Here is a 25,923-nt window from a genome sequence, read left to right as displayed (position 1 = left end):
CGACCGGGGCACCCGACCGCCCGGCCGGACACCACCCCGCCGCCATCCGACCGACCGCACCCACCTCACCCACCTCACCCCGGGCGCCACACCCACGCCCTGATCGGCGCCGGTGCGGCGATCGCGGCGCCGTCCCGGGTAGGGGGGTGGCCGGGCGGGAAGACACCCGTGAAGGAGAACCCGACATGCCCACTCCGACCCCCTCCGGCACCCCCGCCCTGGACCGCGTCCGGGCCGCGTACGCGCGCATCGCCGAAGTGGACCGCCCCGAGGTGTGGATCACGCTGCGGCCGCAGGCCGAGGTGGAGGCGGAGGCCGCCGCCCTGGACGCCGCTGACCCGCTGCCGCTGGCCGGGACGGTGGTCGCCGTCAAGGGGAACATCGACGTCGCGGGGCTGCCCACGACCGCCGGCTGCCCCTCCTACGCGTACCGGCCGGACGCCGACGCACCCGCCGTGGCCCGGCTGCGCGCCGCCGGCGCGGTGGTGCTGGGGACGACCAACCTGGACCAGTTCGCGACGGGGCTGGTCGGCACCAGGAGCCCGTACGGGGCGGTGCGCAACGCGTACGACCCGGCGCGGGTCAGCGGCGGTTCGAGTGCGGGCTCGGCGGTCGCCGTGGCGCTCGGGATCGTGGACGTCGCCCTCGGCACGGACACGGCAGGTTCGGGGCGGGTGCCCGCCGCGTTCAACGGGATCGTGGGGATCAAGCCGACCCGGGGGCTGGTGCCGACGGAGGGCGTGGTGCCCGCCTGCGCGAGCCTGGACTGCGTCACGGTGTTCGCCCGCACGCTCCCGGAGGCGCAGCGGGCGCTGGGTGTCGTCGCCGACGTGCCGCAGGCTCCGCCGCCCGCCCGCCGTCCGGGGCCGTGGCGCGTGGCGGTGCCGCCCCTGGAGCAGCTCGGGGAGCTCGACCCGGGGTGGGCGGAGGCCTTTTCGTGGACGGCCGGACGCCTGGCCGCCGCGGGCGTGGAGGTGCGCCCGGTGGACCTGACGCCGTTCTCCGCCGCGGCGGCGCTGCTCTACGAGGGCGCCTTCGTGGCGGAGCGCTACACCGCCGTGGGTGGCTTCATCGACGAACACACCGGGAGCCCGGACCTGGACCCGACCGTCGCGCGCATCATCACCGCCGCACGCGACATCCCCGCGCACCGCCTCCTCGCCGACCGTGAGCGGCTGGCCGCGCTCACGGACCGCGCCATGGCCGCACTCGGCGACGCCGACGCGCTGCTGCTGCCGACGGCCCCCGGGCACCCCACGCTCGCCGAGGTCGCCGCCGACCCGGTCGGGGCCAACGCCCGCCTGGGCCGGTTCACCAACTCCGCCAACCTCCTGGACATGTGCGGGGTCGCGGTACCCGCCGGCGAGGTCGGCGGCCTGCCGTTCGGGGTGATGCTGCTGGGCCGCGCCCGCACCGAGGAGCGCCAGAGCGCCATCGCGGGCCTGCTGCGCCCCACCGTCCCCTTCTCGGTCGTCGGCGCGCACCTGTCGGGCCAGCCGCTCAACGGCGAACTGCGGTCCCTGGGCGCCCGGTTGCTCCGTACGACCACGACCGCCGCCGAGTACCGGCTGTACGCCCTGGCGACCACGCCGCCCAAGCCGGGCCTGGTGCGCGTGCCACCGGACGAGGGCGCGACCGTGGAGTGCGAGGTGTGGGAACTCCCCGCCGAGGGCCTCGGCCGGCTCCTGGCCGCGCTCCCCCACCCGATGGCCCTCGGCCCGGTCCGTCTCGCGGACGGCACCACCGTCCCGGGCTTCCTGTGCGAGCCGGCCGCCGTCACGGGCGCCGCCGACATCACCGCGTACGGCGGCTGGCGGGCGTACCTCTCGGCATAGGGGGCCGCCGACCCGGCCGGGCGCGCCGCGCGGAGGCGGCGCGCCGCGGTCGTCAGCCCACCGAGGAGTACGCCACGACGCCGCGCAGGAGTCCGTCGACGGCCTTGCGGGCGTTGCGCCGCACCGGGCTGCCCTCGGGGGCGGCGTCGGCGATCTGGCCGAGGACGTCGATGAGCTGCTTCGTCCAGCGCACGAAGTCGCCCGCCGGCATGTCGGCGTCGCGCAGCACCGCGTCCAGGCCGTGCCCGGAGGCCCAGCGGTGGGCGGCCCAGGCGAAGCCGAGGTCGGGTTCGCGCTGCCCGACGCCCTCGGCCTGGTTGATGCGGTGGTCCTCCTCCAGGGCGTCGAGGCGGCCCCAGATACGGACCATCTCGCCGAGTGCCTGCTTGGCGCTGCCGGAGGGCAGCCGCGGCGGCAGGGCGTCGTCCGCGGAGCGGGACTCGTAGACCAGCGCGGAGGCGCAAGCGGCGAGGTCGGCGGGGCCGAGGCCGTCCCAGACCCCGTCACGGAGGCACTCGCTGGCCAGGAGGTCGAGCTCGCCGTAGAGCCGGGCCAGCCGGCGGCCGTCGGCGGTGACCTTCTCGGCCTCGAGGTAGCCGAGGTCGGTGAGCAGGGCGCAGATCCGGTCGAAGGTGCGGGCGATGGTGTTGGTGCGGCCTTCGATGCGGCGCTCGAGCTGCTTGGTGTCGCGCTGGAGCCGCTGGTAGCGCTCGGCCCAGCGGGCGTGGTCCTCGCGCTCATCGCAGCCGTGGCAGGGGTGCGCGCGGATCTCGGTCCGCAGCCGGGCGATCTCGTTGTCGTCCGCGGCGGCCGAGCGCTGGCGGCGCTGCCGCTGCGGCGCTATGCCGGCCGTACCGGCCTTGGAGCGCATGGCGGAGGCCAGGTCGCGCCGGGACTGGGGGCTGCGCGGGTTGAAGGACTTGGGGATGCGCATCCGGTCCAGCGCCTCGACCGGCACCGGGAAGTCGATCTGCGCGAGCCGCTTGACCTGCCGCTCCGCGGTGAGCACCAGCGGGCGCGGGCCGTCGTGCTGGAACTGGTCGTGCCGGTTGTGGTGGCCGGGGCTGCGGCCGGCGGGCACGCCCGGGTCGAGGACCAGGGCCAGCCCCGCGAACTTCCCTGCCGGGACGTGGATGATGTCGCCCGGGCGGAGCTTCTCCAGCGCGTCCGCCACGGCCACCCGGCGCTGGTTCGCGCCCTGCCGGGACAGCTCGGCCTCGCGGTCCTTCAGCTGCCGGCGCAGCGACATGTACTCGTCGAAGTCACCGAGGTGGCAGGTCATGGAGGACCGGTAGCCTTCCAGGCCCTCCTCGTTGCGCTGCACCTGGCGGGAGATGCCGACCACCGAGCGGTCGGCCTGGAACTGCGCGAACGAGGTCTCCAGCAGCTCACGGGAGCGGTGCCGCCCGAACTGGCCGACGAGGTTGACGGCCATGTTGTACGAGGGCTTGAAGGAGGAGCGCAGCGGATAGGTGCGCGTGCCGGCCAGACCCGCCAGGTGGACGGGGTCGAAGGCGCGCTGCCACAGCACGACCGCGTGGCCCTCGACGTCGATGCCACGGCGTCCGGCACGGCCGGTGAGCTGCGTGTACTCGCCGGGGGTGACGTCGGCGTGGGTCTCGCCGTTCCACTTGACGAGCTTCTCCAGGACCACGGAGCGGGCGGGCATGTTGATGCCCAGCGCCAGCGTCTCGGTGGCGAAGACGGCCTTGACCAGGCCCTTCACGAAGAGCTCCTCGACGACCTCCTTGAAGGTCGGCAGCATGCCGGCGTGGTGCGCGGCGATGCCCCGCTCCAGGCCCTCCAGCCACTCGAAGTAGCCGAGGACGTTCAGGTCCTCGTCGGGGATGGACTTGGTGCGCTCCTCGACGATGGCCCGGACCTTCGCCCGGTTCTCCTCGCTGTTGAGCCGCAGGCCCGCGTGGAGGCACTGCTGCACCGCCGACTCGCAGCCGGCGCGGCTGAAGATGAACGTGATCGCGGGCAGCAGCCCCTCCGCGTCCAGCCGCTCGATGACCTCGACCCGGCTGGGCGTCCAGATCCTGCGCTGCTGGCGCCGCTCGCGCTCGCGGTCGGCCTCGCGCATCCTGCCGCCGCGCCGGTCGCGGCCGTTGAAGGCGCGCTGGTTCTCCGTGCGGGCCAGCCGCACCAGGTCGGGGTTGACGGCGGCGCGCTGCCCGCCCGTGCCGGTGCCCTGCTCCTCCTCGAACAGGTCGTACATCCGGCGGCCCGCCAGGACGTGCTGCCACAGCGGCACCGGGCGGTGCTCGGAGACGATGACCTGCGTGTCACCGCGGACGGTGTCCAGCCAGTCGCCGAACTCCTCGGCGTTGGAGACGGTCGCGGAGAGCGACACCAGGGTCACGGACTGCGGGAGGTGGATGATGACCTCCTCCCAGACCGCGCCGCGGAAGCGGTCGGAGAGGTAGTGCACCTCGTCCATGACCACGTAGCCGAGGCCGTCGAGGGCCTGGGAGCCCGCGTACAGCATGTTGCGGAGCACCTCGGTGGTCATGACCACGATCGGCGCGTCCCCGTTGACGCTGTTGTCGCCGGTCAGCAGGCCGACCCGCTCGGCGCCGTAGCGCTTGACGAGGTCGGTGAACTTCTGGTTCGACAGCGCCTTGATGGGGGTGGTGTAGAAGCACTTGCGGCCCTCGCGGAGGGCCAGGTGGACCGCGAACTCGCCCACGATGGTCTTTCCGGAGCCGGTGGGTGCCGCCACCAGCACGCCCTTGCCGGCCTCGAGGGCCTGACAGGCCTCGATCTGGAAGGGGTCCAGGCCGAACTCGTACAGCTCGCGGAAGCCCGCGAGTGCGGTGGCCTGCTCGGCGGCGCGGAGCCGGGAAGCGGCGTACCGCTCGGCGGGAGACATCTCGTCGTTCATCTTGAAAACGAGACTACCGGGCCGCACTGACAGCCGACATGATCTTTTTGCCGAAGCAAAACCCGAGGCGCGGAGGCCGGGCGTGTCGCGCCCGCCCCACCCCCGCGCCTCGCGCCCGGGAAACTCAGATGGTGGTGAGGTACTGCTCCACCAGCGGGACCTTGAAGGCGTCCTTCACCCCGGCCAGACCGCCGGGCACGCCCCGGTCCGGCTTGACGATGTAGCTCTGGGTGGCGCTGGGCCGCCACGGGTCGGAGAAGTCCAGGGCCGGACCCAGCCCGGGGTCGAACCCCTTCTGCCGGCGGTGCGCCGCGATGATGCCCTCCCTGCTCAGGTCCTCCGCCTCGCAGGCCGACTTCAGGTCCTGGACGGCGACGGCCATCGTGTTGTGCCCGGTCTCCAGTCCCTGGTCCAGCGGGTCCCCCGGGTAGCGGCGCTTGTAGTCCGCGACGAGCTTCCTGACCTCGGGGGTGTCGCTGGTCATCGCCGGGGTGGGGGCGACGAGCTGCAGCATCTTCAGCAGTGCCGGCGCCGCGGGGGTCTTCAGCAGCTGAGGGTCGTAGCCGACGGCGCTGCCGAGGAACGGCACGTCGAGCCCGCCCGCGGCGGCGGCGCCGACCGCCGCGGCGGTCTGCGCGGGGCTGGTGCTGATCAGGACGGCCTTCACGCCGGCCTCGCCGAGCTCGCGCACCTCCTCGGACAGGTCCTTGCGCGTCGGCCCGACCTTCTTCTCGACGAGGGTCATGCCGCGCTTGTCGGCGACGAACCTGGCCCCGCGCCGCGCGTTGCTCCCGTAGTCGCCCTCGAGGTAGATGTAGCCGACCCGGTCGCCCGGCCCGAGGCCCTGGGTGTCCGCCAGGTACTCGAAGCCGTTGATCATGTCGACGTCGTAGGTGGCGTTGATGGTCGTCAGGGTGGGCTGGCCGAGCAGGGCCGAGGAGTAGCCGAGGGACGTCGTCATGACGTCGTCGACCTCGATGCTGTCGAGCAGGGCGTTGATGATCGTCGAGCCGAGGAGGCCCGGCATCGCGGCGATCTTCGGCTCCATCTCGCCGTAGTGGACGACGGCCGTGTCGACGTCGTAGCCGTGGTCGCGGACGAGCAGCTTGAGCTTGCGGCCGCACACGCCGCCCTTGGCGTTGACCTGGTCGACGTAGAGCTTCTCCGCCTGCAGCACCGAGCGGCCCAGCGGGCCGTACGGGCCGGACAGGTCGGTGAGGACGCCCAGGGTGATGGTGGAATCGGTGATGCCGGGCCCCGTCTTCACACCGTTCGCGTCGACCGGACCGTCGTCCGCGGCGGTGCCCTTGTCCCCGCCGCAGGCCGTGAGGACGCAGGTGAGGGCGGCGGTGAGGACGACGGAGGACCTGAGGCGCTGTTTCCGGGTCACGGTGTGCTTGCTCCTGGAGGGGTGGGCCGCGGGGGGCCGCCGCGGGCGCGGCCGGGGGGCCGGCGTCCGGGGCCGGTGATGCGGGAGCTCCATGGGAAGAGATGGCGGGCGGTTCGGCGAGGGGCGGGGGCGTTTCTGGTCGCGGTTCCCAACGGCGGCGGGGCCCGGCTGTGCAGCGGCACCGCCCGAGCCGTCCCGTACGACCGCGTGTTCGGTGATGTGTGGGTTCTGTCCGGATGTCGGTCACGTTTGCGTCACCTGTCTTCCGGGGCCGGACTACCAGCCGGTAGGAATGCCGTGCGGGTGCCCGCCCACCCGGGCTCCGCGCCCGCAGAGCCGAGAGGAAGATCGGATGGCCACGCCCGCCACGACGCGTCCGATGTGCACCGCGGGCATCGCGGGCGCCCCCGGGCGGGAGCACCGCGAGATGCTGAGAGCCGCCGCGATGCAGGTGCGCGCGCAGGTCGGGCCGGTGGCGGCGGACATCGTCGAGCGGATCCGGGACCGGCACCCCGCCTACAGGGAGCCCGCTCTGGCACCGTCCGGGCTGCTGGCGGAGACCGAGGGTTCGGTCGCCGCCGTCCTCGACTCGCTCGCCGACCCGGGGCGCTCCGCGGTGTCCGCCGCGTACCTGTCGTGGGTGGGGGAGCGCCGCGCGTGGCAGGGGTTCCCCCTGGAGCCGATGATGGGCGCCTGCCGTACGGCCGGTGACGCGCTGTGGCTGGCGCTGGTCCGGGCCGGGGAGGGCCGGGGGCCCGAGGGGACGCAGCTGATCGCCCGCGCCGCCGCCGAGGTCTGGGACCTGTTCGAGCGGGACAGCCGCCTGATGGCCGACGCCTATCTGCGGGCCCGCGGCGAGGTGACGTTCCACCGGCAGCGCGGCCGCAGGGCGCTGGAGGGGCTCCTCGCCGGCCGGGTGGACGCCCCGGGCCTCGCCGAGGCCGCGGACGCCCTCGGCCTGCCCGAGCGCGGCCGCTTCACGGTCGCCGTCGTGCGCGGCACGACGGGGGCCTCGCTGCCCGTACGGCCGCGGGCCGGGGTGCCCGCCGGGGTGCGGGTGCACCGGGCGTTCCCGGTCGGCGGCGAGGTGCTCCTGGCCGACCTTGGCGACCTGACGCTCGGCGACTTCGCGGCCGCGCTGGAGGTGCCCACCGGGACGCGGGCGGGCCTGAGCCCGGAGGTGGACCGGCTGGGCGCCGTCGGGCACGCCAGGGAGCTCGCCGAGCTCGCGCTGCGCACCTGCACCCGGGACGGCGAGGTGGCCGTCCTCGACCGCCGCTACCCGGCCGGGCTGCTCGCCCGCCGCCCGGACGTCGCGAGCGAGGTCGCCGCCGGCGTCCTGGGCGGGCTGCGGGACGTGGAGGCCACGGAGGCCACCGTGCTCCTGGAGACCCTGGGGGCGTGGCTGGACACCGACGGTTCCGTCGAGAAGGCCGCGACCGCCCTGTTCTGCCACGCCAACACGGTGCGCAGGCGGCTGCGGCGGCTGGAGGAGCTCACCGGACGCTCCGTGTCGCGACCGCGCGACGTGGTGCACCTGGCGCTCGCCCTGGACGCCGAGCGGATCTCCGCGGCGCACGGTCCGGGAGCGCCCCGGTGACGGCGCGTCCGCAGCCGCAGGACGAGGCGGCCCGGGAGCTGCTGCGGACGGCGGCGCTGCGGATGAAGGAGCGGACCGGCGAGCTGTCGGAGCGGGTCATGGCCCGGCTGCACACCGAGGTCCCCGGCTTCGTGGACCACGCCGACGACCCCGACTGCTCCCTCGACGGCTTCGCGACGATGATCACCATGCACCTGGACCGGCTCGTCGACCCGGAGCGCGACGCGGACGCGGCCCGGCACATGCGGGAGGCCGGCCGCCGCCAGGCCGAGCGGGGCATGCCGCTGGAGCTGCTGGCGCACGTCTTCGGGGTGGGCGGCGCGGTCGTGTGGCAGGACCTCGTCGACACCGTCGCCGCGCACCATCCCCGCGACATCCCGCTCATGGTGCACATCGCCCCGCGGATGTGGGGGTTCCGCCGGCGCACGACCGCGATCCTGGCCGACGCCTACCGCGAGACGCCGGGCGACGGCGGGGCCGGCGGCAGCAGGCGGGCCGCCCGCGTGCTGGGCGCCCTGCTCGAAGGACGCACCGAGAGCCTCGGCGTGGGCGCCGCCGCCCAGGCCCTGGGCGTACCGGGCGACGGCCGTTTCGTGGTCGCGGTGACCAGCGTGCGGGCCTCGGCCTCCGGCACGCCCGGCGACGACGCCTTCCCGGTGGGCGCCGGCAGCCGGGTACTGCGGGCACCTCGGGGCACGGGCGAGGTCCTGGTCGTCCTGCTCGGCGACCGGTCCCCCGAGGCGCTCGCCGCGCTCCTGGGCGCCGTCCCCGGGCTACGGGCGGGGGTCAGCCCGGTCGTCCGCGGCCTGGCCCAACTGCACCGGGCCCTGACGCTCGCCGAACTGGCGCTGCCCACGTGCGCCTCCGACGGCGAGGTGGCGCTGTGGGAGGAGCGGATGCCGACGGTCGTGGCCGCCTCGGACCGGCGGCTCGCCGGCGAACTGGCCGAGCGTGTCCTCGGCCCGCTGCGGGAGCTCGCCGACGAGGAACGCGAGTCCCTGCTGGGCACCTTCGCCACGTGGATGGAGTGCGACGGCTCCCCCCGGGCCGCCGCCGAGCGCATGGACTGCCACCGCAACACGGTCCTCAACCGCCTGCGCCGCCTGGAACTCCTCACCGGCCGCCGCCTCGCCCACCCCCGCGAACTCGTCGACCTCACCCTGGCCGTCGACACCCTCCGCTCCACCCCCGCCGCCTGAGCGCCCACGACACCGTCCCCACCGTTCCTGACCACGGGTGGGGTCGCCTCCGCCGAGCCGGGCGACCGACCGCACTCGAAGGGCCCCCCGGACGCGGGCGGACACGCGCTGCGTACAGGTCACCGGACGGCCGCCGACCGCGCATGCCCGGTACGCCCGGGCCACGGCAGGCCCCGGGCCGAACCGGCCCTGCCGCGCCGCGCACGACGGTGGACACGCAACGCTCGACGCGCGCTACTGCGGCGCCAGCAGGCGCAGCGCCCGCGGTACGGTGCGCGCGGTCAGGGGCAGGGGGCCCAGCGGCTCACCGTCGGCGTAGCCGGTGATGCCGTCGGCGGCGAGGGTGATCGCGGCCGCGCGGTGCACCGTCACCACGGGGTGGCCGAGGTGGGTGCCGCGGTAGACCCTCGGGAAGACGCGCAGCAGCGTGCCGCGGCTGCACGGCCCGACCACGCACACGTCGAAGCGCCCGTCGTCGAGTTCGGCTCCGGCGCAGATCCGCATGCCGCCGCCGTACGAGGTGCCGTTGCCGACGGCCACGAGGGTCGCCTCGATCTGCATCTCGGCGCCGTCGTCGAGGGTGATCCGGTACGGGATGGGGCGCAGCGCGGCCAGTTCCGCCAGCATCGCCACGTCGTAGCGGAGCCGACCGCTGGGCCAGCGCAGCCGGTTGCCGCGGTCGTTGACCCGGGAGTCGAAGCCGGAGGCGAGGACCGTGCCGAACCACCGTTCGCCGGCGCGGCCGAGGTCGATCTCGCGGACGGTCTGCTCCTTCAGCGCCCGCGCGATGGCCTCCCCGGCCGCGGCGGGCTCGCGTATCGGCAGTCCCGTCGCCCGCGCGAAGTCGTTGCCCGTGCCGACCGCGACGACGCCGAGCGGCGTGCCGGTCCCGGCCACGGCCTGCAGGGCCAGCGACACCATGCCGTCGCCACCGACCGCGACCAGCGCGTCCGTGCCGTCCGCGACGGCCTCGCGGGCCCGCGCCAGGGCGTCGGCCGCGTCGGTGCCGACGACGGTGCGCACGCCGAAGCCCGCGCGGCGCAGTGCGTCCGCGGCCGGTCCGGCGGCGCGGGCGCCCCGGCCACGCCCCGCGGTGGGGTTGGCGATGAGGGTGATCTCGCTGGTCACGCGCGGACCCTACCGTGCGGTAGCCCACCCGTCGAGATCACCGGCACCCCTTCTTCCGGAGGCGTCGTGATCACCTCAGGGCCTGGTGCGGAACATGCCCATGACCTTCGCCGCGTCGAAGGGCGACCACTGCCGACGGCCACCTGCGCCCCATGACGACGGGGCCCCGCCCGGATGGTCCGGGCGAGGCCCCGTCGGGGGTCACGCGGCGTCAGGTCGCGTCGTCGAAGTCGCCGGAGCGGCGTCCGTCCTCGACGGGCCCGGCCTGCTCGGGCACGGAGGCCGTGACGCGCTCGCCGGTGCCGATCGACTCCGGGGTGAGGTCCAGCTCGGAGGCCTCGTCGTCGGAGAGTTCCGCGTCGGGGTTGCGCCAGCGCCGACGCCGGTCGTTGACCAGGCTGAAGGCGACCGCGCCGAAGTAGAGGACGACGATCGGACCGGACAGGGCGATCATGCTGACCGGGTCGGTGGTCGGCGTCGCGACGGCGCCGAAGACGAAGACGCCCATGACCACGGCCCGCCACCAGCCCGCCATGCGGCGGCCGCTGACCATGCCGACCAGGTTGAGCATGACCAGGAGCAGCGGCAGTTCGAAGGCGAGACCGAAGACCAGCACCATGCGGATGGTGAAGTCCAGCACCCCGTCGAGCTTCAGGAGGTTGGACGAGCCCTCGGGCGTGAAGCTGATCAGCACCTTGATGCTGACAGGCATGATCTTGTACGCGAGGAGGGCGCCGCCCAGGAAGAGCGGGAGCGCCGCGCCCACGAACATGTACGTGTACTTGCGCTCGTTCCGGTGCAGGCCGGGGGCGATGAAGGCCCACAGCTGGTACAGCCAGACCGGACTGGCGCCGATGACGCCGGCCATGAAGCAGACCTGCATCGTGAGCGCGAACGGCGCCGTCAGCGAGTCGAACGTGACGATGGCGCAGTTGCCGCCGCTGCTGACGACCCCGGGGCCGCACTTGGGTACCGGGGAGGCCAGGAACTCCAGGAGTTGCTGGCTGTAGAAGGCGGCCACGATCGCCACGACGACGATCGCGAGCACGCTCTTGGCGAGCCGGTTGCGCAGCTCACGCAGGTGCTCCACGAGGGGCATGCGCCCCTCGGGGTCCTTCGTCGGCTTACTGCGGGCAGACTTGAGCAACCCAGGTCCTCATCTCAAGCGGTGGCCGGCATCCCCGCCGGCGGCCCGTACCTGTGTCGTCGTGTCAGCTCTGCGTCTGGCGGGGCTGCTGGGTCTCGGAGACCGGGCGGGCGCTGGCGACGTCACCGGGCGCGGCCTGGATGGTCTTCGGCGCGGCCTGGGCGTCGGCGGGCGCGTCTGCCGGCGCCTGCGGGGCCGTCGCGTCGTCCGACTTCATCGCCTTCGCCTCGCTCTTCAGGATGCGCATCGACTTCCCAAGGCCGCGGGCCATGTCCGGGAGGCGCTTGGCCCCGAACAGCAGCAGAACGACGACAAGGATGAGGATGATCTCAGGGGCGCCGAGCCTGCCGAACATAAGCTTTACCTTCTCACCGAGGCGGCATGGGTTCTTGAGCAGCGGGCTCCGGGTCCGTGGACACGGTGTCCGCTCTGCCAGCGATCGTAACCTGCGGGGGTAAACGCCTGGCAATCCCCCGGCGTCCTTGCCGTTGCCGCCCCCGCCGCGCTCTCCCGGGGCCGCTTCAGCAGCGTACCTTCCTGGAGGGGGGAGGACGAGGGTGCCGCGGAGGGCGCCGACCCGGCGTCCGCGGGCACGGCCGGCGGGACGGCGTCGTCAGCGCGAGAGTTCGCCGGCGCCGCGCGCCAGCGGCTCCGCGGCCCGCCGCAGGTCCTCGGAGGCCTGTCGCAGGCGGTCGCTGCTGCGCCCCACCTGCCGGGCGAGGCCGCGCACCTCGGCGTACACACGCAGAGCGAGGACACCGAGCACGAGCAGGCCGGCGGTCGCGAGGCCGACGTACAGGTAGAGCCACCACATGGCAGCCGAGCGTAGCGGCTCAGCCGGTGTGCAGCCGCATCGTGCGGACGCCGCCGTCGGTGAGGAGCTCCACGATGCGGTCGCCCGCCGGCTTGCGGACGGAGGAGCCGCAGTCGGGGCAGGTGAAGGAGTAGAAGGTGGTCCGGTGGCTGCCGCCGATGGCCAGCCGCAGGGCGTCGGCCGACAGCTCGAAGCTGGTCCGGCACTCCGGGCAGGAGGCCCTGAAGATCACCCCGGGCAGGGTCGTGCCGGGGTCGCCGACGGTACCGAGGGTGTCGAGGGTGTCGAGGTCGTCCATGCCGGCGCTCCCCTCACTCGCCGTAGGCCGCGAGGGCCTGGGCGGCGGCGTCGCGGGCGCTGCCGGCGAGTCCGGCCGGGGAGACGATCCGCCCGTCGCGGCCGAGCCGCAGCGCGAGACGGCGCAGCGAGCCCGGGTCGGGGGTGCGCAGGGTGACCCGCAGGCCGCCGTCGGGGAGTTCCTCGGCGAGGTCGTGCGGGTAGTACTCGGCGACCCAGCGGCCGCCGGGGCCGACCTCGATCACGACCTCCGGGTCGTCGCCGGCCGGCTGCACCAGCCCCTGGGACAGGTCGCGCGGCTCGACGCGCGGCGGGTCGCTGGGCGTGTCCAGCAGCCGGATCTCGGCGACCCGGTCCAGCCGGAAGGTGCGCCGGTCCTCCGACAGGTAGCACCAGCCCTCGAAGTAGGTGTGGCCGACCGCGAACAGCCGGATCGGGTCGACCTCGCGCTCGGTGAGCTCGTCCCGGGACGGCGAGTAATAGCGGATCCACAGCCGGCGCCGTTCGGCGATGGCGCGGTCGACGTCGGCGAAGACGCTGCCCTCGGACTCGAAGGTGACCGACAGCCGGGAGGACGCGCCTGCGGCCTCGCCGGCGGCGCCCTCGATCTTGGCGGTGGCGCGCAGCAGCGCCTGCCGGTCGCTCTCCCGCAGCCCGGGCAGGTTGGCGACGGCACGGGCGGCGACCAGCAGCGCGGCGGCCTCGTCGGCGGCCAGCCGCAGCGGCTGCGCGACGTCGTCCACGTTGTGCCACCAGATCCGCTCGCCGTCGGTGTCGATGTCGAGCAGGTCGCCGCCCCTGAAGCTCGTGCCGCACAGCGGCAGCACGTTCAGGTCGCCGATCAGCTCGGCCTCGGTGACCCCGAACGCGCGGGCAACGTCGCTCACGCGGGCGCCGGGGCGCTCGCGCAGATACGTCACCAGGGACAACATCCGGCGCGTCTGGTCGATCGCGTTGGCCATCTCTCCGTACTCCCCCGCTCAGCCCTTGGCGACGGCGCGCAGCCGGTCCACGACGTCGGCCCGCAGCTCGTCGGGCCCCAGTACGACCACGTCCGGGCCGAACTCCACCAGCCAGGCGTCCAGTCCGTGCCCGTACGGGATCTCCAGCTCGTCCCAGTCGGCGTCGACCGGCAGTATCTCCACCGCGCGGGCCCGCAGCGGGTACCCGGAGTCGCGGCGCAGCCGGATCCTGGCGGTCGCGGTCGCGCCCTCCCCGGCCCAGCTGGCGACGGCGGCGCGCACGTCGACGTGGTCGGGCACCTCGGTGGTGAAGGCGCCGCCGCGGGTGCGGACCCGGCCGGTGATCCGGGAGAGCCGGAAGACGCGTACGGCGGACCGGTCGCGGTCCCAGCCGGCCAGGTACCAGTGGCCGCGCCAGCACTCCAGCGCCCAGGGCTCGACCTGGCGGGGCTCCGGGCGCACGGCGTTGGCCTTGCGGTAGTCGAAGGAGACGGGGCGGCGCTCACGGGTGGCGACCATCAGCGGCTCGAACGCCGGCTCGGGGGTGGGGATGCGGGGCTCCAGGGCACTGTGCCCGGCGGCCTCCCGCGCGCCGTCGTCGCCCTCGTCGTGGAAGGGCACGCCCGCGGCCCGCAGCTTCTGCAGGGCTCCGCTGGCGGCCTCGGCGAAGCGCGCCTGCTGCCAGACCTTCGCGGCCAGGCTCAGCGCGGCGGCCTCCTCGGCGTCCAGGGCGATCTCGGGGAGGCGGTTGCGGTCACGGCGGGCGAGGTAGCCGATCTCACCGTCGAGGCTCTCCACCGTCTCGATGACCATGCCGAGCTCGCGCAGGTCGTCCTTGTCGCGCTCGAACATGCGGTTGAACGCCTCGTCGGAGCCGATCTCGTGGTACGCCTCGATGGACGCGCGCAGCTCCCGCTTGCTGACCGGGCGCCGGGTGTTCATCAGGCACAGCGCCAGGTTCATCAGCCGCTCGGCCTTGGCAATCGCCACTCGAAGCAACCTTCTTCCGTGTTCAGCTCTCCGTCGAGACCCTATCGCGACCGGGCCGCGTGGCTGAAGCGAAGGCCGGTTCCGGTGACCGCCCCTGCCGGCCCACCGCACGACGGAGCCCCCGCCGGGCCGGCGGTGCCGGTCGGCGGGGGCTCCGGGCCGTGGTCGGGCCGGACGCCGCTCAGACGGACAGCAGGTCCACCACGAAGATCAGCGTCTCACCCGGCTTGATGAGCGGGCTCGGGCTCTGGTTGCCGTAGGCCAGGTGCGCGGGGATGGTCAGCTCACGACGGCCGCCGACCTTCATGCCCTGCACGCCCTGGTCCCAGCCCTTGATGACCCGGCCGCCGCCCAGCGGGAAGCTGAAGGGAGAGTTGCGGTTCCAGCTGGCGTCGAACTCCTCGCCGGTGCTGAAGGCCACGCCGACGTAGTGGACGGTGACGTTCTGACCCGCCTTCGCCTCGGCGCCCTCGCCCTCCCAGATGTCCCTGATCACCAGTTCGGCCGGCGGCTCACCGCCGGGGAAGTCGATCTCGGGCTTCTCGATGCTCACGTACGTGCTCCTAAAGAGGTGCGGACAACCTGCTTAGTCTTACATCACCGCGAGGATGTCGAGGCTGAACACCAGCGTGGACTTGGCCGGGATGCCCGGCTGCGCCTTGTCGCCGTAGCCCAGGTCCGGCGGCACCACGAGCATGACGCGGCTGCCGACCTTCTTGCCCACCAGGCCCTCCTGCCAGCCCTTGATCAGCTGCTGCAGCGGGAACTGGGCCAACTGGCCGTTCTTGTAGCTGGAGTCGAACTCCTTGCCGCCGTCCCACACCACGCCCTTGTACTGCAGCAGCAGGGTGTCGGTGGGCTTGACCGCCGCGCCGTCGCCCTCCAGCACGTAGTTGGCGACCAGCTTGGCCGGCGCGGCCGTCTTGGGGACCTCGATGGAGGGAGCCTGGCCGTCGGTGTTGGTGCCGACCTTGGGCAGCTTGGCGTCGTTCTGCGGGACGGCCTTGCCCTGGGCGGAGCTCTTGCCGTTGAAGGTGTCCACCACGTCGACGACGAAGACCAGCGTGTCGGTGCCCTTGATCCCGGCGTCCGGCTGCCCCTGCTCGCCGTAGCCCAGGTTCGGGGGGATCGCCAGCTCGACCCGGTCGCCGACCTTCTTGCCCACCAGGGCCTTGTCCCAGCCCTGGATGACCCGCCCGACGCCGATCGGGAAGATGGCCGGCGCGCCCCGGTCCCAGGAGTTGTCGAAGACCTTGGCCGTGTCCCAGATCTGCCCGAGGTAGTTCGCCTGGAGGTAGTCACCCGAGGCGACGGTGGTGCCGTTGCCCTGGATCACCGTCTTGACGGCCAGGTCCTTGCTCGGCTGGCCCGGGCCCTTGGCGACCGTCGGCTTCTCGCCGAACTTCGTACCGGCGGTGATGTCCGGCAGCGGGCCGTCCACGATCTTCACCGGCGCGGACGCGGACGCGGAACCCGACGGGCTGGCGCTGGTCGCGGACTTGCCGGACTTGTCGTCACCGCAGCCGGCGAGGGTGAGCAGGCCGGCAGGGACGGCGAGGAGAAGAGAGCGTCGGCGCACGGGGATCCCCATCAGGTCGATCTTGCGTTGTCTGGCGTGCGCGCCACTCTACGGCGTGGGCGGGGCCCCGTACGAACACGTACGGGGCCCCGCGTCGCCTGTGCCACCGCCGCTACATACCGGCGATGAGCTTCTCCACCCGGTCGTCCACCGACCGGAACGGGTCCTTGCACAGCACCGTGCGCTGCGCCTGGTCGTTGAGCTTCAGGTGCACCCAGTCGACGGTGAAGTCGCGCCGCTGCTCCTGGGCACGGCGGATGAAGTCGCCGCGCAGCCGCGCCCGCGTCGTCTGCGGGGGCACGGACTTGGCCTCGAAGATCTTCAGGTCGTTGCAGATCCGCTTGGCCTGACCCCGCTTCTCCAGCAGGTAGTACAACCCGCGGCGGCGGTGGATGTCGTGGTACGCGAGGTCTATCTGCGCGATGCGCGGGTGCGACATCGTGATGTTGTCCCGCGCCCGGTAACGCTCGATCAGGCGGTACTTCATCACCCAGTCGATCTCGGTGCCGATCTTGTCCAGGTCACCGCTGCCGATCGACTCCAGGGTCCGGCCCCACAGTTCGAGGACCTGTTCGATGACACCGCTGCGGATGCCGCGCCGGTCGCAGAAGTCCACCGCCTTGGAGTAGTACTCCTCCTGGATCTCCAGGGCCGAGGCCTCCCGGCCCGAGGCGAGACGGACCTTGCGCTGGCCCGTTATGTCGTGCGACACCTCGCGGATCGCCCGGATCGGGTTCTCCAGCGTCAGGTCCCGCATCACGGTGCCCGCCTCGATCATGCGCAGCACCAGGTCGGTCGCGCCGACCTTCAGCAGCATGGTCGTCTCGGACATGTTGGAGTCACCCACGATGACGTGCAGCCGCCGGTAGCGCTCGGCGTCCGCGTGCGGCTCGTCCCGGGTGTTGATGATGGGCCGGGAGCGGGTCGTGGCGGAACTGACGCCCTCCCAGATGTGCTCCGCGCGCTGACTGACGCAGTAGACCGCGCCACGCGGGGTCTGCAGCACCTTGCCCGCGCCGCACAGCAGCTGCCGGGTGACCAGGAAGGGGATGAGGATGTCCGCGAGGCGGGAGAACTCCCCGTGCCGGGCGACGAGGTAGTTCTCGTGGCACCCGTAGGAGTTCCCCGCGGAGTCGGTGTTGTTCTTGAAGAGGTAGACGTCGCCCGCGATGCCCTCCTCGTGCAGGCGCCGTTCTGCGTCCACCAGGAGGCCCTCGAGGATGCGCTCCCCCGCCTTGTCGTGGGTGACGAGTTCCGTCACGTTGTCGCACTCGGGAGTGGCGTACTCCGGGTGCGAACCCACGTCGAGGTAGAGACGGGCGCCGTTGCGGAGGAAGACGTTGCTGCTGCGACCCCATGACACGACACGGCGGAAGAGGTACCGCGCCACCTCGTCCGGGGACAGACGCCGCTGTCCCCGGAACGTGCACGTGACGCCGTACTCGTTCTCCAGCCCGAAAATGCGGCGGTCCATGATGAGACCTTACGCCTGATGCGTGGACCTCAAACCGGGTTCGACCGCGGCGATTCGATCTTTTTCTGTCCCGCTTGCCGGGTTTGGAACCGTGAGGTAGCGCCCACTGGCCAGCAGCACCACCAGCGCCGCCACCCCGCCGGCACCCGCCACGCCGAAGGCCGCCGCGGTCCCGCCGTACTGCGCGGCCGGTCCCGCGACCGCCGTGCCGACCGCCGCGCCCACCCCGAACGTGGTGACGATCCATGAGAACGCCTCGGTCACGGTGCCCACCGGGGCGTGCCGGTCGACCACCACGAACGCGCAGGCCAGCGAGGGCGCCAGGAACAACCCCGCCAGCACCGCCAGGCCCGACATCGCCGCGACACCCGGCACCAGCGCCAGCGGCAGGTAGCACACGGCCAGACCCGCCATCAGCAGCCGCAGCCGCCGCTCGGGGACCCCGGCCCACTGCCGCGCCCCGTAGAACACCCCGCCGGCCAGCGCCCCGGCGCCGATCCCCGACAGCACGTAGCTGGAGACCATCCCGCCGCCGTGGCCGTCGGCGTACGCGACGGCGGCCACCGCGATCGAGCCCAGCGCCAGCCCCACGAAGAAGAACGAGCCGACCAGCGCGCGCAGGCCCGGCGCGCGCAGCGGCCCCAGCCAGTCCGGGGTGCGCGGCTGCGTCCGCCACGCCCGCGACGGCGGCGCGGTGACCACGCTCAGCGCCCCCGCCACACCGACCGCCGCGATCCACAGCAGCGCCGCCGTCTCCGAGAACGCCGCCACCAGCAGCGTCACCAGCAGCGGCCCGACCGCGAACATGACCTCCTGCGCGGCCGCGTCCAGCGCGTAGGCCGCGTGGATCCGGTCCTCGCGCTTGAGCACGCCCGGCCACAGCGCCCGCAGCCCGCCCTCCAGGGGCGGGGTGAAGAAGCCCGCGACGAGCATCGCGGCGTACGCCAGGGGCAGCGGCCGGGGCCCGGAGAGCGCGAAGACGGCCATGCCCACGGCCGAGACCACCGCCGCCGGGAACATCACCCTCGGCTGCCCCAGGCGGTCCACCGCCCGCCCCAGCAAGGGTTGCCCCACCGCGTTGGCGAGGCCGTAGACGGCCGACAGCGCCCCCGCCAGGGCGAAGTCGCCGCCCTGCGCGCGGGTCAGCAGCACGATGCCCAGGGCCGCCGTCGCGTTCGGCAGCCGGCCGACCAGGGTGCCGGTCAGCAGCCGCACCGCGTGCCGGGCCCGCAGCAGGTCCGCGTAACCGGTCCCCATGCCCGCCCCTTTGCTAGTTGTACGTATAACGTCGTGGGTCATACGTACCATGAGCCCAGTCCACCGGTCCAGCCGCACACCCCGCCGCCACCCGCCCACCCAGCCGAAAGAGGCCCCCACGGTGACCGACACAGCGCGCCCGACCTCACGCGACGTCGCACGCGCCGCCGGCGTCTCCCAGGCCACCGTCTCCCTCGTCCTCGGCGACAAATGGCGCGGCCGGGTCTCCGAACGCACCGCCGACACCGTCCGCACCGCCGCCCGCGACCTCGGCTACCGGCCCAACCTCGCCGCCCGCAACCTCCGCCTCGGCCGCACCCGCACCGCGCTCCTGGTCGTGCCCACCCTCACCAACGAGTACTTCGCCCGCGTCTACACCGGCGCCGCCCGCGTCGCCGACGACCACGGCTTCGGCGTCGTCCTCTACCCCTCCCCCGAAGGCGTCGGCCCCGCCCGCGACCCCTTCGGCTCCGCCCGCGCCGCCCTCGACGGCATCATCGCCTCCTCCATGGCCGCCGACGCCCTCGCCGCCATCGGCGACGGCGGACTCCCCCTCGTCATGCTCGACGCCGACCCCGCCGCACCCGGCCCCGCCGCCACCGTCAACCTCGCCATCGCCGACGGCATGCGCCAGATCACCCGGCACGTCCTCGGCCTCGGCCACCACCCCCGGGACATCGCCCACCTCGCCGCCGACATCGACACCTGGACCTTCCACGAACGCGCCCAGGCCCTCACCGACACCCTCGGCACCACCCCGCCCACCGAACGCTCCCCGCTCACCTACGAGGACGCCCGCCGGGCCACCGAACGCCTCCTCACCCGGCCCGGCCCACCCCCCACCGCCCTCATCTGCGACGACGACGTCCTCGCCGTCGGCGCCTGCAAGGCACTGCGCCGCCACGGACTACGCGTCCCCCACGACGTCTCCGTCACCGGCTACGACGACTCCGCCCTCGCCACCGCCGTCGAACCCGAACTCACCACCGTCACCCTCCCCGCGGACGCCGTCGGCGCCGGAGGCATGACCGCACTCCTCGACACCCTCGCCGACCGCCCCGCCACCGGCACCGAACTCCCCGTCCGGCTCGTCGTCCGCGGCTCCACCGCCCCACCACGCCACCCCTGAAACGACCGACGCCCCGGCCGCCGCACAGGCGGGCCGGGGCGTCGGCAACGGGCCGTAACCCGTCACACGTCCTCGTCCAACTCCGGAAGGTCGTCGTCCCCCTCCACCGGAGCCGCAGGCGGAGCGGGCTTCTCCGGCTTCTCGGCCTTCTCCACCGACGGCGCCGCCCCCTCCCCCTCCAGCAACCGCGACAACTGCCGGCCCAGGATCCGCTTGAACTTGCGCTGCTGCGGCCGCGTACGGTCCAGCACCGCGACCTCCAGCTGCTCCGCCGTGAGCTGCCGGTCACTGCCGTTGTTGTCCCGGCTCAGCGACTCCACCGCCAGCTTCAGCGCCTCCGCCAGCGTCATGCCGTCACGGTGCCGCTGGTCCAGGTAACTGCCGATCTGGTCCGAGTTGCCACCGACCGCCACCGCACCGTGCTCGTCGACGATCGAACCGTCGTGCGGCAACCGGTAGATCTGGTCCTCCGAGGGGTCCGCGCCCACCTCCGCGACGATCAGCTCCACCTCGTAGGGCTTCTCCCCCACGCTCGAGAAGATCGTGCCCAGCGTCTGCGCGTACACGTTCGCCAGGCCGCGCGCGGTCACGTCGTCCCGGTCATAGGTGTAACCCCGCAGGTCGGCGTAACGCACACCACCGATCCGCAGGTTCTCGAACTCGTTGTACTTCCCCACCGCCGCGAAGGCGATCCGGTCGTAGATCTCACTGACCTTGTGCAGGGCACGGGACGGGTTCTCGGCGATGAAGACGATGCCGTCGGTGTACTGCAGCACGACGACGCTGCGCCCGCGCGCGATGCCCTTGCGGGCGAACTCGGCACGGTCGGCCATGGCCTGCTGGGGTGAGACATAGAACGGCGTCGACACCGGCTATCCGTCCCTTTCTGTCAGTAGCGAGTGCATCTCGGACGACCAGGTCAGAGCAGCCCGGCCCGCGGGCCGTCCGGCAGCTCCAGCCGCCGCTCGTGGACGGCCCGGACGATCTCCGACGTCTCGGCCTCGGTCAGCTTGCGGAAGCCCTCGTCGGTGATGACCGTGACGATCGGGAAGATCCGCCGCCCCAGATCCGGGCCACCGGTCGCCGAATCGTCGTCCGCCGCGTCGTACAGCGCCTGGATCACCAGCGTCGCCGTCTGCGACTCCGTGAGATCCGGCTTGTACAGCTTCTTCATCGAGCCCCGCGCGAACACCGAACCCGAACCCGTCGCCGCGAAACCGTGCTCCTCCGAACGGCCACCCGTCACGTCGTACGAGAAGATCCGCCCCTTCTCACGGTCCGTGTCGTAGCCGGCGAACAGCGGCACCACCGCCAGCCCCTGCAGCGCCATCCCCAGGTTCCCCCGGATCATGGTCGACAGGCGGTTCGCCTTGCCCTCCAGGGAGAGCGTGGCGCCCTCGATCTTCTCGTAGTGCTCCAGCTCCAGCTGGAACAGCTTGACCATCTCCACCGCCAGGCCCGCCGTGCCCGCGATGCCGACCGCCGAGTACTCGTCGGCCGGGAACACCTTCTCGATGTCCCGCTGGGCGATGACGTTGCCCATCGTGGCCCGCCGGTCACCGGCGAGCACCACGCCGCCGGGGAAGGCCGCCGCCACGATCGTCGTGCCGTGCGGCAGCTCCACGGCCCCCTTCACGGCGGGCAGGGTGCGGTTGCCCGGGAGCATCCCCGGCGCGTGCGCCCCCAGGAAGTCCACGAACGAGGACGAGCCAGGCGTCAGGAAGGCAGCTGGTAGACGCCCGGTGCTACGAGTGTTGGCTTCCACACGTTTCCTTCCACGTAGTCCGCTGCGCGGCGCAGCAGTTCTGGGTTGTCCTTAAACTGCCCCAGACCGCCGTTGCAGTTGAAGCAGAGCACTGATCGCACCTTACCCGTGAGGTGATCGTGATCCACATGCTGAGGGCCGGGAGTTAGGCAGATCGGACAGATGCCGAACTGCTCCTTGATCTTTGCTTCGACTTCTTCGGCCCCGAGGCCGTACCGGCGCTTCAGGTGGTAGTGACGGCTCCCACCATGCAGCCGGTCCCTGGACTCCCGGGATCTCGTGTTCTGACAGGGTTTGCAGTAGCTGGCGAAGCCGGACTTCGCGCTCCGGTTGCGGGGGAATGCCATGAGCGGCAGAACCTGCTCACAGTCCGGGCAACGCCGGTAACCCTCGGGCAGGGATTCACGCGGACCACGGGAGGGGCGCATCGTACGCCCCTCCCGTTCTGCGCGCCGCCGCGCCGACTCCGCGTTGCGCCGGCTCGCGCACGGTCTGCAGTAGTACGCCAGTCCGTCGGGCGAAGACTTGGACCGCCAGAATTCCGATGCCGCTTTCACCTGGCCGCAGTCGCGGCACTGCTTTTCCGGCGCGTCCAAGTTGATCTACTCTCCGCCCTTCTGCACGAACGAACGTACGAAATCCTCCGCGTTCTCCTCGAGGACGTCATCGATCTCGTCCAGCACGGAGTCCACGTCGTCCGACAGCTTCTCCTGCCGCTCCTTGAGGTCGGAGGCGGCCTGCGCGTCCTGCGCGGTCTCCTCGACCTCCTCGGTCGAACGCGTGGCCTTCTGCTGCCCGCCGCCGGTGTCCTTGGTAGCCATGTGTCCCTCACCCCGCTCGGTGTCCATGTCCTACAAGATCAGACCCTACAAGGAGGGTCTGACTTCGGCCCCCGGTATTGCCCAACGTCCGGGGGCCACCCCGATGATTCCCGGTTCGGACGGATTTCAGCCCTGCTCAGCCGCCCGACAGGATCCGCACCAGCTCCTCCGCGGTGCGGCAGCGGTCCAGCAGCTCCTTGACGTGGTTGCGGGTGCCCCGCAGCGGCTCCAGGGTGGGGACGCGCTGCAGCGAGTCCCGGCCGGGGAGGTCGAAGATCACGGAGTCCCAGGAGGCCGCCGCGACGTCGTCCGCGTACTGCTCCAGGCAGCGGCCGCGGAAGTAGGCCCGGGTGTCCTCCGGGGGCTTGCTCATGGCCCGGACGACCTCGTCCTCGGTCACCAGCCGCTGGATGCGGCCGCGGGCCTCCAGACGGTTGTAGAGGCCCTTCTCGGGGCGCACGTCGGCGTACTGCAGGTCGACGAGGTGGAGCCGCGCGGCGTCCCAGCCCAGGGAGTCGCGGCGCCGGTAGCCCTCGAGGAGCTCGCGCTTGGCGATCCAGTCCAGTTCGCCGGCGAGGCTCATGGGGTCACCCTCGAGCCGGTTGAGCACGTCCTCCCACCGTCCGAGGACGTCCTTGGTCTGGTCGTCGGCGTCGGTGCCGAAGCGGTCCTCCACGTACTTGCGGGCGAGTTCGCAGTACTCCATCTGGAGCTGGACGGCGGTCAGCGTCCGGCCGCTGCGCAGGGTGATCAGCCGGCGCAGCGTGGGGTCGTGGCTGACCTGGTGGAGGGTGCGGACGGGCTGGTCGACGGCGAGGTCGACGTTGATGAAGCCGTCCTCGATCATCGACAGCACCAGGGCGGTGGTGCCGAGCTTGAGGTAGGTGGAGATCTCCGACAGGTTCGCGTCGCCGATGATCACGTGCAGTCGGCGGTACTTCTCGGCGTCGGCGTGCGGCTCGTCGCGGGTGTTGATGATGGGCCGTTTGAGGGTGGTCTCCAGGCCCACCTCGACCTCGAAGTAGTCGGCGCGCTGGCTGATCTGGAAGCCGTGCTCGTGGCCGTCCTGGCCGATTCCGACGCGGCCGGCTCCGGTGACGACCTGGCGGCAGACGAAGAAGGGCGTGAGGTGCCGCACGATGTCCGAGAAGGGGGTCTCCCGCTTCATCAGGTAGTTCTCGTGGGTCCCGTAGGACGCGCCTTTGTTGTCGGTGTTGTTCTTGTACAGGTGGATGGGCTGGGCGCCCGGGAGCTGGGCGGCGCGCTCGGCGGCTTCGGCCATGATGCGCTCGCCGGCCTTGTCCCACAGGACGGCGTCGCGGGGGTTGGTGACCTCCGGGGCGCTGTACTCGGGGTGGGCGTGGTCGACGTAGAGCCGGGCTCCGTTGGTGAGGATGACATTGGCCAGGCCGATGTCCTCGTCGGTGAGCTGGCTGGTGTCCGCGGCTTCTCGGGCGAGGTCGAAGCCGCGGGCGTCCCGCAGTGGGTTCTCCTCCTCGAAGTCCCAGCGGGCGCGGCGCGCCCGGTGCATCGCCGCCGCGTAGGCGTTGACGACCTGGGACGAGGTGAGCATGGCATTGGCGTTCGGGTGGCCCGGAACGGAGATCCCGTACTCCGTCTCGATGCCCATTACTCGCCGTACGGTCATGCGGCCCTCCTTGCCCGGCTGCGGCCCGTGCTGGGCCGGTCGCTCAAGTACCGCTTCGCGATTGGCCCTCGTGCGGTACCGCTGAGCCTAGAACGCGATGGCGGTGGTGGGGAGATCATTACGCGCTTTCCTGGGTGGTGCCGGGGTGAAATGCTCCGGCTGCGGGTGCCCCTGCGTGGGCACCCGCAGCCGGAGGGTGGTCGCGTGTTACAGGTACTGGCCCGTGTTGGCGACGGTGTCGATGGAGCGACCGGTGTCGGCGCCCTGCTTGCCGGTGACGAGGGTGCGGATGAAGACGATCCGCTCGCCCTTCTTTCCGGAGATGCGGGCCCAGTCGTCCGGGTTGGTGGTGTTGGGCAGGTCCTCGTTCTCCTTGAACTCGTCCACGCAGGCGGCGAGCAGGTGGGAGACGCGCAGGCCCCGCTGGTTGTGGTCGAGGAAGGCCTTGATCGCCATCTTCTTGGCCCGGTCCACGATGTTCTGGATCATGGCGCCGGAGTTGAAGTCCTTGAAGTAGAGGACTTCCTTGTCACCGTTGGCGTAGGTGACCTCCAGGAAGCGGTTCTCCTCGGACTCGGAGTACATCCGCTCGACCACGGACTGGATCATGGCCTCGACGGTGGCCCCGGGCGAGCCGCCGTGCTCGGAGAGGTCCTCGCCGTGCAGCGGGAGGGTCGTCACCAGGTACTTGGAGAAGATGTCCTTGGCCGCCTCGGCGTCCGGCCGCTCGATCTTGATCTTCACGTCCAGGCGGCCGGGCCGCAGGATCGCGGGGTCGATCATGTCCTCGCGGTTGGAGGCGCCGATGACGATGACGTTCTCCAGGCCCTCGACGCCGTCGATCTCGGCGAGCAGCTGGGGGACGATGGTGTTCTCCACGTCCGAGCTGACGCCGGAGCCGCGGGTGCGGAAGAGGGATTCCATCTCGTCGAAGAAGACGATGACGGGGGTGCCCTCGCTGGCCTTCTCGCGTGCGCGCTGGAAGACCAGGCGGATCTGCCGCTCGGTCTCGCCGACGTACTTGTTGAGCAGCTCGGGGCCCTTGATGTTCAGGAAGTAGCTCTTGCCCTGGGGTTGCCCGGTGACTTCGGCGACCTTCTTGGCAAGGGAGTTGGCGACGGCCTTGGCGATGAGCGTCTTGCCGCAGCCGGGGGGGCCGTAGAGGAGCACGCCCTTGGGCGGGCGGAGCTCGTACTCCTTGAACAGCTCGGCGTGCAGGTAGGGCAGTTCGACGGCGTCGCGGATCTGCTCGATCTGGTTGCTGAGGCCGCCGATCTGGCGGTAGTCGATGTCGGGGACCTCTTCGAGGACGAGTTCCTCGACCTCGCTCTTGGGGACCCGTTCGTAGACGTATCCGGAGCGCGGTTCGAGCAGCAGCGCGTCGCCGGCGCGGAGGGTGCCGTCCAGCAGCGGCTCGGCGAGCCGCACCACCCGCTCCTCGTCGGTGTGCCCGATGACCAGGGCCCGCTCGCCGTCCTCGAGGATCTCCTTGAGGGTGACGATGTCTCCGATGCGCTCGAACTCCATGGCCTCGACCACGTTGAGCGCCTCGTTGAGCATGACTTCCTGGCCGCGCCGGAGGTCGTCCAGCTCTACGGACGGGCTGACGTTCACCCGCAGCTTGCGGCCGCCGGTGAAGATGTCGGCCGTCTCGTCCTCGTTCGCCTGCAGGAACACACCGAATCCGGCAGGGGGCTGTGCGAGCCGGTCCACCTCTTCCTTGAGGGCCACGATCTGGTCGCGGGCCTCGCGGAGGGTGTTGGCCAGCCGCTCGTTCTGAGCGGACACGCCTGCCAGGTTGGTCTGCAGCTCGACGATCCGCTCCTCGAGAATCCTCGTGTGCCGCGGAGAGTCGGCGAGCTTACGTCGCAGGACGGCGATCTCCTGCTCAAGAAAGGCGACCTGGCTCATGGGGTCTTCCGATCCACGAGCGGGTCGGCCGCCACGGTTGATGTCGTCGTCGTGGGCCGCCACGGTCCTCACCTCCTCCAAGGGGAGCTG

The 25,923-nt window shown here is 72.2% G+C and carries 23 protein-coding genes; 4 read left to right on the top strand and 19 right to left on the bottom strand.

The features are described 5' to 3' along the window. The first annotated feature begins 185 nt into the window (after window positions 1-185). A complete protein-coding gene (locus OG937_33685; protein ID WUD76291.1) occupies window positions 186-1,835 on the top strand; it encodes an allophanate hydrolase in 1,650 nt (549 codons plus the stop codon). A 52-nt stretch (window positions 1,836-1,887) separates the two neighbouring features. On the opposite strand, the gene OG937_33680 is transcribed toward OG937_33685, so the two are convergent. Together OG937_33680 and OG937_33675 are read right to left on the bottom strand one after the other, a co-directional pair. Further along, window positions 1,888-4,722 carry a DEAD/DEAH box helicase gene (locus tag OG937_33680; protein WUD76290.1) on the bottom strand — a complete coding sequence of 945 codons (2,835 nt, stop codon included), beginning with the start codon at window positions 4,720-4,722 and terminating at the stop codon, window positions 1,888-1,890. 124 nt (window positions 4,723-4,846) lie between these two features. Next, on the bottom strand, window positions 4,847-6,112 hold the full coding sequence (locus OG937_33675) for an ABC transporter substrate-binding protein (GenBank protein ID WUD76289.1): 1,266 nt from the start codon (window positions 6,110-6,112) through the stop codon (window positions 4,847-4,849). Between the two features lie 352 nt (window positions 6,113-6,464). On the opposite strand from OG937_33675, the gene OG937_33670 reads away from it, so the two are divergent. Further along, on the top strand, window positions 6,465-7,712 hold the full coding sequence (locus OG937_33670) for a helix-turn-helix domain-containing protein (GenBank protein WUD76288.1): 1,248 nt from the start codon (window positions 6,465-6,467) through the stop codon (window positions 7,710-7,712). After that, a complete protein-coding gene (locus OG937_33665; GenBank protein ID WUD76287.1) occupies window positions 7,709-8,911 on the top strand; it encodes a helix-turn-helix domain-containing protein in 1,203 nt (400 codons plus the stop codon). Before OG937_33670 ends, OG937_33665 begins: the two co-directional genes overlap by 4 nt. Window positions 8,912-9,145: 234 nt before the next feature. On the opposite strand, the gene OG937_33660 is transcribed toward OG937_33665, so the two are convergent. From OG937_33660 to OG937_33610, 11 genes are all read right to left on the bottom strand, one after another. Next, entirely contained in the window at window positions 9,146-10,039 is an 894-nt protein-coding gene (locus OG937_33660) for a diacylglycerol kinase (GenBank protein ID WUD76286.1), read from the bottom strand. Between the two features lie 211 nt (window positions 10,040-10,250). Continuing rightward, window positions 10,251-11,138, bottom strand: coding sequence for a twin-arginine translocase subunit TatC (gene tatC, locus OG937_33655; protein ID WUD76285.1), 888 nt, complete (start codon window positions 11,136-11,138; stop codon window positions 10,251-10,253). A gap of 112 nt (window positions 11,139-11,250) precedes the next feature. Then, entirely contained in the window at window positions 11,251-11,541 is a 291-nt protein-coding gene (gene tatA / locus OG937_33650) for a Sec-independent protein translocase subunit TatA (GenBank protein WUD76284.1), read from the bottom strand. A gap of 258 nt (window positions 11,542-11,799) precedes the next feature. After that, entirely contained in the window at window positions 11,800-12,000 is a 201-nt protein-coding gene (locus OG937_33645; GenBank protein ID WUD76283.1) for a hypothetical protein, read from the bottom strand. Window positions 12,001-12,019: 19 nt separating this feature from the next. Continuing rightward, window positions 12,020-12,298 (bottom strand): hypothetical protein, encoded by a 279-nt coding sequence (locus tag OG937_33640; GenBank protein WUD76282.1) that lies wholly within the window; start codon window positions 12,296-12,298, stop codon window positions 12,020-12,022. 13 nt (window positions 12,299-12,311) lie between these two features. Next, window positions 12,312-13,259 carry a WYL domain-containing protein gene (locus OG937_33635; protein ID WUD76281.1) on the bottom strand — a complete coding sequence of 316 codons (948 nt, stop codon included), beginning with the start codon at window positions 13,257-13,259 and terminating at the stop codon, window positions 12,312-12,314. A gap of 18 nt (window positions 13,260-13,277) precedes the next feature. Beyond that, window positions 13,278-14,249 carry a WYL domain-containing protein gene (locus OG937_33630; protein ID WUD76280.1) on the bottom strand — a complete coding sequence of 324 codons (972 nt, stop codon included), beginning with the start codon at window positions 14,247-14,249 and terminating at the stop codon, window positions 13,278-13,280. Window positions 14,250-14,430: 181 nt separating this feature from the next. Beyond that, on the bottom strand, window positions 14,431-14,802 hold the full coding sequence (locus OG937_33625; protein WUD76279.1) for an FKBP-type peptidyl-prolyl cis-trans isomerase: 372 nt from the start codon (window positions 14,800-14,802) through the stop codon (window positions 14,431-14,433). A gap of 39 nt (window positions 14,803-14,841) precedes the next feature. Next, window positions 14,842-15,828: an FKBP-type peptidyl-prolyl cis-trans isomerase gene (locus OG937_33620; protein ID WUD78974.1), complete on the bottom strand. Its 987-nt coding sequence runs from the start codon at window positions 15,826-15,828 to the stop codon at window positions 14,842-14,844. Window positions 15,829-15,940: 112 nt separating this feature from the next. Further along, window positions 15,941-17,302: a Pup--protein ligase gene (pafA, locus tag OG937_33615; protein WUD76278.1), complete on the bottom strand. Its 1,362-nt coding sequence runs from the start codon at window positions 17,300-17,302 to the stop codon at window positions 15,941-15,943. 9 nt (window positions 17,303-17,311) lie between these two features. Next, window positions 17,312-18,559, bottom strand: a complete 1,248-nt coding sequence (locus tag OG937_33610) for an MFS transporter (protein ID WUD76277.1) — start codon at window positions 18,557-18,559, stop codon at window positions 17,312-17,314. 121 nt (window positions 18,560-18,680) lie between these two features. On the opposite strand from OG937_33610, the gene OG937_33605 reads away from it, so the two are divergent. Continuing rightward, window positions 18,681-19,688 (top strand): LacI family transcriptional regulator, encoded by a 1,008-nt coding sequence (locus OG937_33605; GenBank protein ID WUD76276.1) that lies wholly within the window; start codon window positions 18,681-18,683, stop codon window positions 19,686-19,688. Window positions 19,689-19,750: 62 nt separating this feature from the next. Here OG937_33605 and prcA read toward each other — a convergent pair whose 3' ends face one another. The 6 genes from prcA to arc all read right to left on the bottom strand — a co-directional run bounded on the left by prcA (window position 19,751) and on the right by arc (window position 25,896). Continuing rightward, the gene (prcA, locus tag OG937_33600) at window positions 19,751-20,557 is read right to left on the bottom strand and encodes a proteasome subunit alpha (GenBank protein WUD76275.1); all 807 of its coding nucleotides are present in this window, start codon (window positions 20,555-20,557) and stop codon (window positions 19,751-19,753) included. Between the two features lie 50 nt (window positions 20,558-20,607). Continuing rightward, window positions 20,608-21,453 (bottom strand): proteasome subunit beta, encoded by an 846-nt coding sequence (gene prcB / locus OG937_33595; GenBank protein WUD76274.1) that lies wholly within the window; start codon window positions 21,451-21,453, stop codon window positions 20,608-20,610. Continuing rightward, window positions 21,405-22,049 carry an endonuclease VII domain-containing protein gene (locus OG937_33590; protein ID WUD76273.1) on the bottom strand — a complete coding sequence of 215 codons (645 nt, stop codon included), beginning with the start codon at window positions 22,047-22,049 and terminating at the stop codon, window positions 21,405-21,407. Before OG937_33590 ends, prcB begins: the two co-directional genes overlap by 49 nt. Before the next feature lie 6 nt (window positions 22,050-22,055). Further along, window positions 22,056-22,274: a ubiquitin-like protein Pup gene (locus tag OG937_33585; GenBank protein ID WUD76272.1), complete on the bottom strand. Its 219-nt coding sequence runs from the start codon at window positions 22,272-22,274 to the stop codon at window positions 22,056-22,058. A gap of 136 nt (window positions 22,275-22,410) precedes the next feature. Then, the gene (gene dop / locus OG937_33580) at window positions 22,411-23,904 is read right to left on the bottom strand and encodes a depupylase/deamidase Dop (GenBank protein ID WUD78973.1); all 1,494 of its coding nucleotides are present in this window, start codon (window positions 23,902-23,904) and stop codon (window positions 22,411-22,413) included. A gap of 225 nt (window positions 23,905-24,129) precedes the next feature. Next, complete coding sequence (gene arc / locus OG937_33575; GenBank protein WUD76271.1) at window positions 24,130-25,896, bottom strand: proteasome ATPase; 1,767 nt, start codon at window positions 25,894-25,896, stop codon at window positions 24,130-24,132. Window positions 25,897-25,923: the final 27 nt, after the last annotated feature.

Source organism: Streptomyces sp. NBC_00510, assembly GCA_036013505.1.
Lineage (GTDB): Bacteria > Actinomycetota > Actinomycetes > Streptomycetales > Streptomycetaceae > Actinacidiphila.
Note: the sequence above shows the minus strand (reverse complement) of the source record. Positions and strands in the feature narration are given on the sequence as shown.

Coding starts and splice junctions, on each gene's coding strand:
- OG937_33640 (WUD76282.1), bottom strand. CDS start 12,298: ATGGACGACCTCGACACCCTCGACACCCTCGGTACCGTCGGCGACCCC.
- OG937_33635 (WUD76281.1), bottom strand. CDS start 13,259: ATGGCCAACGCGATCGACCAGACGCGCCGGATGTTGTCCCTGGTGACG.
- tatC (WUD76285.1), bottom strand. CDS start 11,138: ATGCCCCTCGTGGAGCACCTGCGTGAGCTGCGCAACCGGCTCGCCAAG.
- OG937_33610 (WUD76277.1), bottom strand. CDS start 18,559: ATGGGGACCGGTTACGCGGACCTGCTGCGGGCCCGGCACGCGGTGCGG.
- tatA (WUD76284.1), bottom strand. CDS start 11,541: ATGTTCGGCAGGCTCGGCGCCCCTGAGATCATCCTCATCCTTGTCGTC.
- OG937_33585 (WUD76272.1), bottom strand. CDS start 22,274: ATGGCTACCAAGGACACCGGCGGCGGGCAGCAGAAGGCCACGCGTTCG.
- OG937_33680 (WUD76290.1), bottom strand. CDS start 4,722: ATGAACGACGAGATGTCTCCCGCCGAGCGGTACGCCGCTTCCCGGCTC.
- OG937_33685 (WUD76291.1), top strand. CDS start 186: ATGCCCACTCCGACCCCCTCCGGCACCCCCGCCCTGGACCGCGTCCGG.
- OG937_33670 (WUD76288.1), top strand. CDS start 6,465: ATGGCCACGCCCGCCACGACGCGTCCGATGTGCACCGCGGGCATCGCG.
- OG937_33645 (WUD76283.1), bottom strand. CDS start 12,000: ATGTGGTGGCTCTACCTGTACGTCGGCCTCGCGACCGCCGGCCTGCTC.
- pafA (WUD76278.1), bottom strand. CDS start 17,302: ATGGACCGCCGCATTTTCGGGCTGGAGAACGAGTACGGCGTCACGTGC.
- dop (WUD78973.1), bottom strand. CDS start 23,904: ATGGGCATCGAGACGGAGTACGGGATCTCCGTTCCGGGCCACCCGAAC.